General features: G+C 38.5%; 11 protein-coding genes and 2 pseudogenes. 1 reads left to right on the forward strand and 12 read right to left on the reverse strand.

All coding sequences use genetic code 11. The features are described from left to right. Positions 1 to 66 precede the first annotated feature (66 nt). The 6 genes and pseudogenes from csd6 to QT76_RS06305 all read right to left on the reverse strand — a co-directional run bounded on the left by csd6 (position 67) and on the right by QT76_RS06305 (position 6434). Positions 67 to 1059 carry a cell shape-determining L,D-carboxypeptidase Csd6 gene (gene csd6 / locus QT76_RS06280; RefSeq protein WP_033617053.1) on the reverse strand — a complete coding sequence of 331 codons (993 nt, stop codon included), beginning with the start codon at positions 1057 to 1059 and terminating at the stop codon, positions 67 to 69. Beyond that, complete coding sequence (gene era / locus QT76_RS06285) at positions 1056 to 1961, reverse strand: GTPase Era (RefSeq protein WP_033617054.1); 906 nt, start codon at positions 1959 to 1961, stop codon at positions 1056 to 1058. The genes csd6 and era overlap by 4 nt, the downstream gene beginning before the upstream one ends. Then, positions 1961 to 3292, reverse strand: coding sequence for an HslU--HslV peptidase ATPase subunit (hslU, locus tag QT76_RS06290; protein WP_033617055.1), 1332 nt, complete (start codon positions 3290 to 3292; stop codon positions 1961 to 1963). The genes era and hslU overlap by 1 nt, the downstream gene beginning before the upstream one ends. Continuing rightward, a complete protein-coding gene (gene hslV / locus QT76_RS06295; protein WP_000461046.1) occupies positions 3292 to 3834 on the reverse strand; it encodes an ATP-dependent protease subunit HslV in 543 nt (180 codons plus the stop codon). The genes hslU and hslV overlap by 1 nt, the downstream gene beginning before the upstream one ends. A gap of 3 nt (positions 3835 to 3837) precedes the next feature. Beyond that, positions 3838 to 4287, reverse strand: coding sequence for a 50S ribosomal protein L9 (gene rplI, locus QT76_RS06300; protein ID WP_000866289.1), 450 nt, complete (start codon positions 4285 to 4287; stop codon positions 3838 to 3840). A 74-nt stretch (positions 4288 to 4361) separates the two neighbouring features. Beyond that, positions 4362 to 6434 (reverse strand): annotated as a pseudogene (locus tag QT76_RS06305) (GmrSD restriction endonuclease domain-containing protein). Between the two features lie 135 nt (positions 6435 to 6569). On the opposite strand from QT76_RS06305, the gene glnA reads away from it, so the two are divergent. Further along, on the forward strand, positions 6570 to 8015 hold the full coding sequence (gene glnA / locus QT76_RS06310) for a type I glutamate--ammonia ligase (protein WP_033617056.1): 1446 nt from the start codon (positions 6570 to 6572) through the stop codon (positions 8013 to 8015). Between the two features lie 411 nt (positions 8016 to 8426). Here glnA and QT76_RS06315 read toward each other — a convergent pair whose 3' ends face one another. The 6 genes and pseudogenes from QT76_RS06315 to csd3 form a co-directional block, all read right to left on the reverse strand. Next, positions 8427 to 8543: a hypothetical protein gene (locus tag QT76_RS06315; protein ID WP_000849534.1), complete on the reverse strand. Its 117-nt coding sequence runs from the start codon at positions 8541 to 8543 to the stop codon at positions 8427 to 8429. Positions 8544 to 8970: 427 nt separating this feature from the next. Next, positions 8971 to 9735 (reverse strand): 4-hydroxy-tetrahydrodipicolinate reductase, encoded by a 765-nt coding sequence (gene dapB, locus QT76_RS06320; RefSeq protein ID WP_033617057.1) that lies wholly within the window; start codon positions 9733 to 9735, stop codon positions 8971 to 8973. A 22-nt stretch (positions 9736 to 9757) separates the two neighbouring features. Next, positions 9758 to 11137, reverse strand: a complete 1380-nt coding sequence (gene glcD / locus QT76_RS06325) for a glycolate oxidase subunit GlcD (RefSeq protein WP_033617058.1) — start codon at positions 11135 to 11137, stop codon at positions 9758 to 9760. A 1-nt stretch (position 11138) separates the two neighbouring features. Beyond that, positions 11139 to 12491 (reverse strand): plasminogen-binding protein PgbA, encoded by a 1353-nt coding sequence (gene pgbA / locus QT76_RS06330; RefSeq protein ID WP_033617059.1) that lies wholly within the window; start codon positions 12489 to 12491, stop codon positions 11139 to 11141. 10 nt (positions 12492 to 12501) lie between these two features. Next, a complete protein-coding gene (locus QT76_RS06335; protein ID WP_033617060.1) occupies positions 12502 to 13140 on the reverse strand; it encodes an NUDIX hydrolase in 639 nt (212 codons plus the stop codon). Beyond that, positions 13140 to 13791 (reverse strand): annotated as a pseudogene (csd3, locus tag QT76_RS06340) (peptidoglycan DD-metalloendopeptidase Csd3); the annotation flags it as partial. The pseudogene csd3 and the gene QT76_RS06335, both read right to left, overlap by 1 nt.

Raw genomic sequence — 13791 nt, forward strand, 5'->3', positions numbered from 1 at the left:
ATCAAAGCTTTAAGGATTAGAAAAATCCGCTTAGATTACCCTAATTAAAACAGAGCCTTATTTTTCTTATTTTTCCATTATAATAGACACTTGATTGTTTTCAATCTCTACATAGAGTTCTTTTTGAGAATTGGAGCTATAAGAGAGCTTGTTTTGCTGGTAGGCTTTGTAATCTTGGTCAAACACCACATAAAACAAGCGTTTGTTTTGAGAGTTGGGGTAAGGGATCACATTGATAGAAGAAAAAGCGATATTCTTTTTTTCATTTTTCGCAAACACCCTTTTTTTATACTCTTTAAAAGCGTTGAATTTCATGCCGTCATAGCGAGTGAAATTGGGGTTATAAAAACGCATGTAGCGTTCAAAATCGCCCCTAGCCCAAGCTTCTTTCCATTGGAAAAGGGAGCTTAAAATCATGCTCAATTCCTCTTTAGTGCTGGGGGAAAACTTGTCTTCATAAGTGATAAGGAACGCTTTTTCGCCTTTCAACACTTTATCATAAGAGCTTAAAAGCGGGTTTTCAATCGCAATACAGCCCTTGGTGTTCAATTCATTCCGATCGCCATTTAAAGGCATTCCATGCACCCAAATGCCATGCCCAGTGCGTTTTTTCAAAGTGTCATACAAATTAGGGTAATTCGTTACAAAAGCCAAGACGCCATAATATTGATCCAAGCGCTCCAATTTCTGCGTGATACGATACACCCCAATAGGCGTGGCCAAATCGCCCTCTAAAGTTTTATCGCCCTTTTTAGAGCCTACAAGGGCTTTAGAGCTGTTGATTTTTTTAAGCATGTTATTTTCTATCTCATAAAACTCTAAACTAGGCTTGGATTTATTGGCCACAAATAAAAACTGCTTGTTTTGATAATAGCCAAAATCCGTGTCCTTGTTTTGAAGCTCTTCTGCCCAAAAAGATTTATCCGCTAAATAAGAATCCAGCTTTTGACCCACCACTTCCAAGCCTTGTTTTTGATAAAGGCGCATGATTTCTAACAAACGATCACTAGCATTCAATCCCACAAACCCCATTAACAAAGCCGGTAATATTTTTTTCAATCCATACCCCTTTTATGGATATAGCCCAGTTTTTGCAAGCTCTTTTCTTCCTTACTCCATGATTTTTGAGCGATCACTTGCAAGTTTAAAAAAACCTTTTTTTCGCCCACTTCTTGCATTTTCAATCGTGCGCTAGTCCCGATGCGTTTGATATTCACCCCGTTTTTGCCTATCACGATCTTTTTTTGGCTTTCTTTTTCTACGATGATGTGCGCATACACCTTGTCTATGCGTTCTTCTTCTATAAATTTATCAATCATCACATCGCTTTCATAAGGGATTTCATCGCTCAAAAAATCAAACAAACTCTCCCTAATGATTTCCTTATAAATATCGCGCATTTTTTCATCGCTCATCAAATCCTTTTCAAAAAGCCATGCGCTAGGGCTTAAATGCTTGCTGATGCATTCTAAAAGCGCGTTTAAATTTTGAGATTTTTTCGCGCTCAAAGGCACTAGGGCTAAAAATTGCGATGAATATTTTTGATACTCTTGTAATTTTTGTAAAACCTGCTTGTGCGTGGCGGTGTCAATCTTACTCAAAGCCAAGATATGGGGTTTTTGGCACAAATTTAAAAACTCTTCATAGCCTTTTAAATCATCATGCACAGAAGCTAAAAAAACACACAATTCGGCATCGCCCATCGCTTTTAAAGCCTGTGAGAGCATGCATTGGTTGAGTAATTTTTCTTGATGATGGAGCCCTGGTGTGTCTAAAAAAATGATTTGGCTCTCATACCCTTCTTTATCTTTGAAAGGCACGATGCATTTCATCAATTTTCTGGTCGCATTAGCCTTATGCGAAACGAGAGCTAAATGAGCGTTTAATAAAGTGTTTAAAAGAGTGCTTTTTCCAGCATTTGGTTTGCCTATGAGAGCTACAAAGCCCGCCTTAGTTTTCATTATAAAATATACTTCACCAAATTTTCATCAGCCACTAAATCCCCTAGCTTGGATTGAACCAATTCTTTAGTGATAGTAACCTTTTGCCCCGAATAATCCTCCGCTTCAAAACTAATGTCTTCTAGCACTTTTTCAATAGTGGTGTGCAACCTTCTAGCGCCTATATCTTCGCTTTTTTGATTGGCGTTATAAGAAAGTTTGGCTAACTCTTTGATCGCATCGTCTTCAAACGCAATTCCTACGCCTTCCACTTTTAAAAGGGCTTGGTATTGCTTGATGATAGAGTTTTTAGTTTGGGTTAAAATCATATACATGATTTCTTCAGTTAAATTCTCTAACTCCACCCTTAAAGGGAAACGGCCCTGCAATTCAGGGATCAAATCGCTTGGTTTAGAAAGATGAAAAGCCCCGGCTGCAATGAATAAAATATGCTCTGTTTTAATAGAGCCATACTTCGTATTCACCACACTCCCCTCTACAATCGGCAACAAATCCCTTTGAACCCCCTCTTTACTGGGATCTTGACGGCCTCCTTCTTTAGAGCTTACAGCGATCTTATCAATTTCATCAATAAAAATCACCCCTGAACTTTCCGCACGCTTCAAACCCTCCATTTTAATGGCTTCGCCATCTAAAAGCGTGTCGCTGATTTCTGCTTTTAGGGCTTCTTTAGCCTCTTTAACGCTTAAAGTTTTTTTGACTTTATCCTGTTCTTTATGGAAAACCTTAATCAAGTTTTCTTGAACCCTTAAAATTTCAGGCGGCACATTAGAATCAATCTCTATGCTTTTTTTACGCACTTCAATTTCAATTTCTCTACTATCCAACTCGCCTTGCGCGATCCTTTGTTGCATTTTTAAAAGGCTGTTAGCGTATTCTTGTTTTTTTTCTTCGCTCACGCCACTAGGCAAGGGGGGTAGGAGTTTTTTAGCGATTTTTTCTATAACCGCTTCTTCAATCTTGTCTTTTAATCTTTCTTTATGCTCATTTTCCACTAAAAGCACGCTGTTATTGACTAAATCCCTCACCATAGACTCCACATCGCGCCCCACAAAACCCACTTCTGTGTATTTGCTCGCTTCCACTTTCACAAAGGGGAGCTCCATGATTTTTGCTATTCTTCTTGCAATTTCCGTTTTACCCACGCCAGTAGAACCAATCATTAAAATGTTTTTAGGCGTGATTTCTTCTTGTAAGGATTTTTCCAGTTGCAAACGCCTGTAACGATTCCTAAAAGCGATAGCGATAGACTTTTTAGCTTCCTTTTGCCCAATGATGTATTCATCCAAATAAGCGACAATTTCTCGTGGGGTCATATTCAATTTAGACATTAAAGCTCCAAAATTTTAATATTCGTGTTGGTGTAAATGCAAAGATCCCCTGCGATTTTTAAGGACTCTTCTACAAGTTTTCTAGGCTCTAAATGAGCGAAATGATCTAAAGCCCTAGCCGCACTCAAGGCGTAATTCCCCCCACTCCCAATAGCAGCGATCTTATTGTCTTCAGCCTCTAAAACATCGCCCATGCCGCTCAAAATAAAAATGTGATCCAAATTTAAAACGATCATCATCGCTTCCAGTCGGCGTAAATACTTGTCTTTGCGCCATTCTTTACTGAAATCCACCACGCTTTTAAACAAATCCCCTTTTTTGCTCTCTAAAATGCGTTCAAACATATCAAACAAACTAAAAGCGTCCGCAGTGCTTCCGGCAAACCCGCTTAAAACTTGGTTGTGATACAAGCTTCTGATTTTTGTCGCATTGGCTTTGACTACGCAATTACCCAAAGTTACCTGCCCATCGCCTCCAATGAGCGCGAACTTCTTGCCCCCCATCTCCCCTCTATAGCCCAAAATCGTTGTCGCTTCAAACATTTTCTACTCAGCCACCACATCAATTTTAAACACGCCCGCAATCCCCGATCCAAGCTTGACTTCAATCTCATAAATCCCTGTGCTTTTAATCGGGTGTTTGAGCTCAATGTCTTTTTTATCTAAATTCAAACTCGCATGCTGTTCTTTCAAACGCTCCGTGATTTCTTCCTTAGTGATCGCTCCAAATAAAGAGCCGTTCGCGCCGACTTTTTTATGGATAGTCAGCGTGATGGTTTGTAAAGTTTCTACCATTTGCAATTTTTGTGCCTTTTCTAAGGCTTCTTTTTCCGCTTTCTTTTTGACTTCGGCTTTGTATTTGTTGATCACTTCGTTAGTGGCGAGTTTGGCTTTTTGGTTAGCGATTAAAAAGTTATTCCCATAGCCATCTTTAACCTCACACACTTCACCCGCTTTGCCTAAATTTTTCACATCTTCTAGTAATAGAACCTTCATGATATCCCCTTTAAGTTTTAAGTAATTTGTAATTATACTCTTTATTTTAATAAGTTGGGTTTTTATTGCCTATTCTACCACCCCCTTTGCTTTTCTAAAGCCTGTTTGACTAATTCCAAACAATAAGGGATATTTTCTTTTGATTCTAACTCTACTTTCATTCCTCCAACGCATGGACGACCGATATTAGAAACATCTTCGATCTTTAGTTTTTCCTTTATTCCATCTTGCAATTCATTCAATTTCATATTTAAATACAATTTTAAACCATTTTTTTGCACAACAATATCCACAAAATTTATTTTAAAAAACTTATAAGCTATATATTGTTGATTAAATTTTTCGGTTATCCTTTCATCAAGAGCTTTAATCTCTTTGCTTAAAATATCAAATAATTCCCTTGAATGAGAACCAAACTTATAAGAGCTTAAATTATAAGCCTTTTTTTCTTTCTTGGGTTTATACTTCTCTAATGTTTCTGCCTCTAGAATTGGGTAAGTCCAAATCTTTAAAGCCCAATCCGCTAAATCATTAGCTCTTTTTTCAATCTCTTTTTCGCCAAAAGATTCTAAATCCTTTAAACTTTGATTGAGTCTCAACGGGCTTTGTTTGAAGCCGTTTTCCATATCTCTTTTTTCTTGGAAAGATCTGTTTCTGTATTCAGAGTTATAACCGGTTAGAGTGAGATTCCCTATTGTGTGGAGGTATTTCTCATGTATCTCCTTAAAATTTTCGCCCAAATCCCTTTCCCATTCCCAAGTAAGGGTTTGAGGCATTATATGTTCTACACTGCATCCCTCAGTATTGACCGGCTCTTTTGTGTCAGAATTTTCTAACCTTGTCAAGAAAGTATGTATTTTTTTAAATTCATAAAAATCTCTCGTGATAAAAAGTTCTTTAAATTCCAAATCGTTTGGAAATCTTTTATCTCCTGTTAGCGACCCAAAACGCTCCTCCACGCTTTTAAGGTATTGACTTTTGTCAATCTTTTTTATAAAAGAGACAAAGAGTTTATTGAGACCATTTGATCTAAGCCCACACACCGCTCTTCTGCAAATATAGCTCTCTGTTAAAGCGATAATACGGATAAAATCCTGCTTGGATAAAACGCCATCCTTACAATCGCTATAAAGCTCCAATAATAGCGGATACACCACATCCATTTCTAAATCTACGAGCAAACTTAAAGCCTTGTTTAGTTCCTTATCTTCTTCTTTTTTGAATGCGATCTGGCAAAAATACCCACAATATTTTTGCAAATCTTTTAATAAATCCTCTATTTCTATCCCCTTTTCTTGTTGGTAATTTTTAAATTTTTCATAAACTTCTTTCTCCTTGGGAGCCTTTCCTGTTTTGATCGTGAGATAATGCCGGACAAATTTATTAAACAATGTTTCATTTTGTTTAAAATCCTTCTCCATAGCCCTCCAATATTTTTTATAAAAGCATTCTTGTTTTTCAACCTCTGTTTCCATGATGATGTAGTTTCTAATCAAATCCGTTTGCGTGAGCTAGATACCTTTTGAGTTCATGCTTTCAAAGATGAGTTGAGGATTATCTTTCCCTTTTTCTAAAGCAATCCAAACTATCATGAGTTTTTCTAATCCTTTACAAATCGTTTCTAGTTTGTCGGTGTTTTCACTGATCCATTTTTCAAACAATTTAAAATTTTCCACTATTTTTACCGAAGGCTCGCTCGGCTTTCTTTTGTTTTCATCAATCAAAAATAGCAAGGTGTCTTTATCGGACTCTGATAGGATGAGCCTGAATTTCTTATCGCCATCCCTATTGCTGTTGATAAGATAGCGGTTCTCTATTTCTTTACGCGAAAATTTTTCCAAAATTTTAACTTCATCGCTTGAGTGATTCCTTAAAGCGATGAGTAAAAGCGTGATGGTGGTGAGCCTTTGTTGGCCGTCAATGATGAGTAATGGGCTAGAGTGCGTAATACCATCTCGCACATACAAAATAGAACCGATAAAATACCCATTCATCTCATCATTCCCACCAACTTTTAAAATATCATCCCATAATTGTTTGCATTGTTCCTTTTCCCAACTATACAACCTCTGATAGATAGGAATGACAAATTGATTGTTTTGATTTTCTTCAAAAAATCCTAATAGTGTGGTGTCTTTTGCGTATATAATACACTCCTTGATTTAGCGGATTTTACCGCATGCATCTTAATCAAACTTGATACAGATTTTACTTTTTTACCCCATAAATGCTATAATCACCCCTATCAATCAAACTCAATTCATAACAATTAAAGGTGGTTAATGATAGTAAGAACTCAAAATAGTGAAAGCAAGATCAAAGAATTTTTTGAATTTTGCAAAGAAAATGAAGTGGAATTTGTGGATTTTAGATTCAGCGATATTAAAGGCACTTGGAATCACATCGCTTATTCTTTTGGGGCTTTAACGCATGGCATGTTTAAAGAGGGGATTCCTTTTGATGCGAGTTGTTTTAAAGGCTGGCAAGGCATTGAACACTCCGATATGATTTTAACCCCCGATTTGGTGCGTTATTTTATTGACCCTTTTAGTGCGGATGTGAGCGTGGTCGTGTTTTGCGATGTGTATGATGTGTATAAAAACCAGCCTTATGAGAAATGCCCCAGAAGTATCGCTAAAAAAGCCTTACAGCATTTAAAAGATTCAGGTTTGGGCGATGTGGCTTATTTTGGCGCGGAGAATGAATTTTTTATCTTTGATTCCATTAAAATTAAAGACGCTTCCAATTCCCAATACTATGAAGTGGATAGCGAAGAGGGCGAATGGAATAGGGATAGAAGTTTTGAAAACGGCGTGAATTTTGGGCATAGACCGGGCAAGCAAGGGGGCTATTTGCCTGTGCCGCCAACGGATACGATGATGGATATTCGCACAGAAATCGTGAAAGTCTTAAACCAAGTGGGGCTAGAAACTTTTGTCGTCCATCATGAAGTCGCGCAAGCGCAAGGCGAGGTGGGCGTGAAATTTGGGGATTTAGTGGAAGCCGCTGACAATGTCCAAAAACTCAAATATGTGGTTAAAATGGTCGCTCATTTAAACGGAAAAACCGCCACTTTCATGCCAAAACCTCTATATGGGGATAACGGGAGCGGGATGCACACCCATGTGAGCGTTTGGAAAAACAACGAAAACCTTTTTAGCGGCGAAACTTACAAGGGCTTGAGTGAGTTGGCGTTGCATTTTTTAGGGGGCGTGTTGCGCCACGCTAGAGGGTTGGCCGCTTTCACTAACGCTTCCACTAATTCTTACAAACGCCTAATTCCGGGATATGAAGCCCCATCTATTTTGACCTATTCGGCTAATAACAGGAGCGCGAGCGTGCGTATCCCTTATGGGATTTCTAAAAATAGTGCTAGGTTTGAATTCAGATTCCCGGACAGCTCATCAAACCCCTACTTGGCTTTTGCAGCGATTTTAATGGCAGGCATGGATGGCGTTAAAAATAAGATTGATCCCGGCGAGGCGATGGATATCAACCTTTTCAAATTGACTTTAGATGAAATTAGGGAAAAAGGTATCAAACAAATGCCCCACACTTTAAGGCGGTCGTTAGAAGAAATGTTGGCCGATAAGCAGTATTTGAAAGAAGGTCAGGTCTTTAGCGAAGAATTTATTCAAGCTTATCAGTCTCTTAAATTCAACGCTGAAGTGTTCCCATGGGAGAGCAAGCCCCATCCCTTTGAATTTATCACCACTTATTCATGCTAAAACAATGAGTGGGTTAATAATCCCGCTCTAAAAGTTTAGAATAAGGAAAAAATACCTTGTTCTCAAAAAAGTGGTTGGAAAAATTGATTTTCTTTGCTTTTTGGATAAGTCTTACTTAACGCTTTTTAATTTTTTAAAAGTGGGGTTTTAGTCGCCTTAATTTAAGATTTTATTTTATGGTAGAAATTTATTTTCTTTAAGGGAACAGAGGGTATCTAAAATAACACCCCTAAAAACCCAAGACCGCTTAAGAAGATACCACCTGACTTGGTATCAAGCTCTTTAATTCTTAATTATAAAAATGCTTTTAGTATTTTTTATCTTTTAAGAAACCCACCTAAAACCCAGTGCCGGTTTAGTCAGTGTGGTAAGGGCTACTAAAATCTTTGGGCGTGTGGTGCGCTTCTTTCTCTATAAACAAGCGTCTTTAACGCAAGCGACACGCAAAGCGTCAAAATAAGTCTCAACGCTAGCGCAACCGCCGAGTAAAGAAGATCCAATGAACACGCTATTTCTAATGGTTTTCATTTTATATCCTTTTGTTTTAAAATTTTTAATAACTCAAATACTTTAATCATGCGTCTATGATAGTTAAGATTTATTATGAAAAAAAAAGTAAATGGAACTCAAAACAATCAAAATAACGCTCTAAATCCCAACCAGAAACGCTACCCTTTGTAATCCTTAATAATTTTTGCTATAATAAAGCCCTAACTAAAATTTCTCCTTTTATTTTGGTTAGGCTTCTTGAATTAGAATTATAGTAGGTCTTGTTACACCCACCTTGTGTTATTAACCGCACAAGACAAGATCAATCCTTAAAAAAACAAACCCTTCCAATACAGCTTGATTGTCAGCAATATCCCTTATAGCAGTAAAAGCCCTTTAGTAAGGCTAATAAAGGGCGGTGATTTCATTATAGAAGCGTGCATCTATACAAAAAGAATTAAAACATTCAACCAAACATTTCGCTAATTTCATATTTTTTAGCGGCTTTATCCTTAAGCCACAGGGCCACTTCTAAAGCCCCTTTAGCAAAAATAGATCGGTTAGTCGCCGTATGGCTAAGCTCTATGTATTCGCCCTCTAAATAAAACCCTATCGTGTGCTTCCCGGCGACATCGCCCCCCCTTAAAGCGGCTATGCCAATGCTTTCTTTAGAGCGCAAACCTTCTCTGTGAGTGATTAGGGCGTTTTTTTCATCATACCCCCTAGCCTTAGCGCAAGTTTCATACAAACTCAACGCCGTGCCGCTCGGAGCGTCTTTTTTGAGATTGTGGTGCGTTTCTACAATTTCAATATCCGCATCTTTTAATTTCAAAGAAGCTAAAAAGGCCAATTGGTTGAGCATCATAATCCCAATAGACATGTTGTGCGCATGCAAAAGCGGTGCTTTTAAGGCTAATTGTCGCATTTTTTCTAGCGTTTCTGTTTCTAAACCGGTCGTGCCAGAAACTAAAATTTTAGGGCATTCTAAAAGAGCCTCTAGCAAATTATCCACGCCTTTAGGTAAAGAAAAATCAATCACGCATTCGCATGCCCTCACAAACGCTTTTAAATCGTTGGTTACTAAAGGGGCGTGTGAAAAAGAGCTGAAATCCGTTTCGCATTTTTGCCTGACAAACACGCTAGATAACTCTAATCCCTTATACCCCCCTTTTAATTCTTCTAAAAGCAGTTTCCCTATACGACCGCTCGCTCCATAAACACCGATTTTCATGCGTTTTCCTTGCTTTTAAATCTTACAACCCCATTTTAAAAGGGTTTAAAATATTATTAGGATCAAGGGCTTTTTTAATATTCCTAAAAAGCTCCATTTCACTATGATTGAACGCTAAAGGCATGAATTTGGCTTTAGACAAGCCTATGCCATGCTCCCCGCTTAAAGTCCCCTCCAAACTAATAGCGGCCTGAAAAATCTCTTCCATAGCTTGATGCCCTTTTTCTAAATCCCTTTTAGGATCTTCTAGCATGATATTCACATGCACATTGCCATCGCCCGTATGCCCAAAACAAGGGATTTTAAAGCCGTATTTCTGGCTGATTTTGGCGACTTCTTGCAACAAACTCGGCAAACTCGCTCTAGGAACGGTCACGTCTTCATTCAATTTCTTTTTACCATAAACGCTAATGCTTTGGGAAGCGTTACGCCTTGAAAACCATAAATCCTGCTCTTCTTGTTCGTTTTGAGCGATCTTAAAATCCACGCACCCATTGGCTTTGAAATGCTTTTCTATTTCATTGAGTTGCCATGCAATCTGCTCTTTAACCACGCCATCCACTTGAGTGATGAGTATCGCTCCAGCGTCTTTGGGTAAGCCTTTAGAAAATCGTTCTTCAACCGCCTTGATACTCAAATTATCCAAAAATTCCATCGCTACAGGCGTAACGCCACTGCTCATTGTCTTATAAACAGCGTTCATGGCGTCTTCAATATGATTAAAAACCCCCATCGCGCTTTGTTTTAGGGGCGGTTTGGCTAAAAGCTTTAAAGTGATCTCAGAAATCACGCCCAAACACCCCTCACTAGCGATCATCAGCCCTGCAACATTAAAACCGGCGACATCTTTGATCGTTTTTTTACCTGCCCTTATGATTTCACCATTCGCTAAAACCACCCTTAAAGCCATGACATAATCTTTAGTGATTCCGTATTTAGCCGCGCGCATGCCACCGGCATTTTCAGCGACATTCCCCCCCAAAGTGCTTTGATTTTCACTCGCTGGATCTGGGGGGTAGAATAAATCCAATTTTTCCACTTCGTTTTGGAAATGCTTGTTAATCACGCCCGGCTCGACTCTAGCGATTAAATTTTTAGTGTCAATCTCTAAAATCTTATCCAAATGCTTTTCTACGCTTAAAACTAGCCCTCCGCTCACGCTCAACGCCCCCCCTGTAAAACCGCTTCCAGCCCCCCTAGGCACAACAATGATGCGATGCTCGTTGCAATATTTTAAAATCTGACTGATTTCTCGCTCGTTTCTAGGGAAAATCACACCGCTAGGCAAATGCCTTTCTTTAGTAGCGTCATAGCAATAAGCGTTCAAATGCGCTAAATCAGTGAAAAAATCCTCTCCCCCTACTAGGTTTTTAAAATATTTAATGTGTTGTTGATCTAACATGTTATTTTTTACCCGCTTCTAGCGCCTTTCTTCGCTCTTCAAGCTCTTTTTCATCTCTTTCTTGATGCTCTTTCGCTCTTTGTTCAAATTCTCTCGCTCTTTGTTCGGCTTTGGCTTTTTTCTTTTCTTCTTTCAAGCGGCGTTTTTCTTCTTTAGAGCTTGGTTTTGGCGCTTCTTTTTTAGTGGCACTCTCTTTTAAGACAGAAGTATTTTCTGTGTCTTTTGGAGTGGCGTTGTTTTCACTACTTGGCTCATTAGCGGATTCTTGCTTGATTTCTCGCTCGTTTTCTTTGGCATTGACTTTTTCATTGCCTTTATCCATTCCTAAAGCTTTTCTTCTTTCTTCAGTCTCTTTTTCGTCCCTTTCATCATGCTCTTTTTCTCTTTCTTCAAATTCCATAGCCTTTTTGGTGGCTTTAGTTTTTTTCCTTTCATCTCTTGAACGACGCCTTTCTTCTTTAGCGTCAAGTTTTCGCTCTGCTTTTTGGTAGTTTTTCTCTTCTAAAGTAGGAGTGTTTTCTGCACCTTGATTGGCTTTTTTAGGCTCTTTAATGGCCTCTTGCTTGATTTCTCGTTTAATTTCTCTAGAATCAATCCTTTCTTCTTTCTTTTCAATCCTCACTTCTTTTCGTTTTTCTTTTTTGACTAAAGCGTCATAGTAAGCGAAGTAATTTTTAGATTGACTGCCTGAAAAAAGTTTCCCTAGCGTGCCTGCATCAATGCCCTCAACCCTAGAAAAAAACGGCGTAGAAGTTTTGGTAACGCCACTTGTATCCAGCTCTCTTTTTTCTAAAATTTCAAAACTCTCACAGCTTAAAATATTGAGCGTGTTGGTGGTTACAATATAAATCACCCCCACGCTATAAACGTTGCACGCTTTTCTTAAATTAGCGATTTTTGGGTCAAACCCATTCAAAAAAGTAACCAACAAATCAGAACTAATAAAATTAATATCGGTATTAGTCGCTCTGATTTGCTCATAGAGTTCATCATTAGGAGCGATTAAAAACGCTTGGTTGTTGAATTGCCTAAAATAGACTAAATCCCCCTTTCTAGCGACCATTCTTGGAGTGGGTAAATGCCTTTGTTTCATAGACTCAAACGCTCTGAATTTAGCCGTTGCGACGCCATTTTCAACGGCAATAATGACCACTTCAGAATTAACGATTTCATAATCTGAAAGTTTAGTAACGACAAAACCAAACTCCCCCACTTGCAAATCATGAGCCGGAAAACGAATGATTTTTTTAGGCAAATCCACAAATTCTATACTCACTCTTAAGGGTTCTTGCCAAGAGGCTGATTGCAAGCTTATAAAACTCATTAAAAGAAGTCCTATCAAAAGCCTTAACATAAAATTCCTTTTAAATATTTTTAAACTTTTTTAAATGCCACAAAATGGCTAAAGACAAGCCGGTGGTTTTAGCGTATTGAAAATCCATTATAAAATCAAGAGCTTTTGATCGCTCTAAAAACAGCACTTCAATCTTTTCTGTATCAATCCCCCCACCCTTTGAAACCTTCAAACCCTCATGCGCTTCAGCGTAATAGAGCGTTTGCAAACTCCCGCTCAACCCGGTCGCGCTATAAAATTGGCCTATGGTTTCTAAATTTTTAGGGCTAATTTGATAACCGCATTCTTCTAACGCTTCTTCGCAAGCGATTTCTTCTAAACTCTTATTAGCCTTATCCACAAGCCCCGCGCACAATTCATAAGTGTATCCGTCAATAGTTTGATCCTGATCGCACTTAAAATAAAAATTACGAGCATAAATGGCTGGGCGGAATTGTTTCACAATCACAAAGCAATCGGATTCTTTTTCATAGAGTAAAACCGCCACGCTGTCTAAAGACTTAATAATATCCCATGTTTTCTTAGTATTCTCTTCATTATAATGCATGCGCTTTAATTCTATGAAATTAGAGCTAGAACAAGGCTCTAAATACACACTAGAATCATCTATTAAAGATTTTTGGTTGAAAGCATTCTTAAAATAAGACATTAAAAACCCTCTAAAAGATAAAATGAATTTTTTTCAAAAGAATGGGTTTTAAAAAGTTCTTCTAATTTTTGCTTAGAACGCTGAGCTTTTTCTAAAAAAATCTCTCTTTGTTTGCCGTGTAATTTGCTTTTAGCGGTGCGGATATAGCCTAAAGGATTAATCGGGCGGGAGTTTTTATACACGCCAAAATGCAAATGCGGCCCGGTGCTTAAACCGGTGCTTCCCACTCTTCCTATGATTTGCCCTTTTTTAACGAACGATCCTTTTTTCAACCCCTTAGCGAACGCGCTCATGTGAGCATACACCAAGCGCAATTCATTCAAATGGATTTCAATTACTTTCCCATACCCCGCCTTAACCCCTATAAAACCCACACGACCATCTGAAGCAGAATGGATCAAACTGCCATGTTTAGCCGCATAATCCACGCCGTAATGAGGCCGTTTGACTTTTAAGACAGGATGGAATCTCCCATACGAAAAAGGCGAAGAAATGCGGGTATATTTCACCGGGGTTTCTAGTAAAAACCCTGCCACTTCTTGCGCTTTTGAATCGTAATAACGCCCGTTTGAATGGGAAAAGAGATAGTATTGGTGCAAACGAGAGCTAATCATGGCTATTTTAATGGTTGGTTGGCCAAACGCTTGCCCC

This window comes from Helicobacter pylori SA37A (assembly GCF_000476015.1).
In the GTDB taxonomy this organism is placed as follows: Bacteria; Campylobacterota; Campylobacteria; order Campylobacterales; family Helicobacteraceae; genus Helicobacter; species Helicobacter pylori_DB.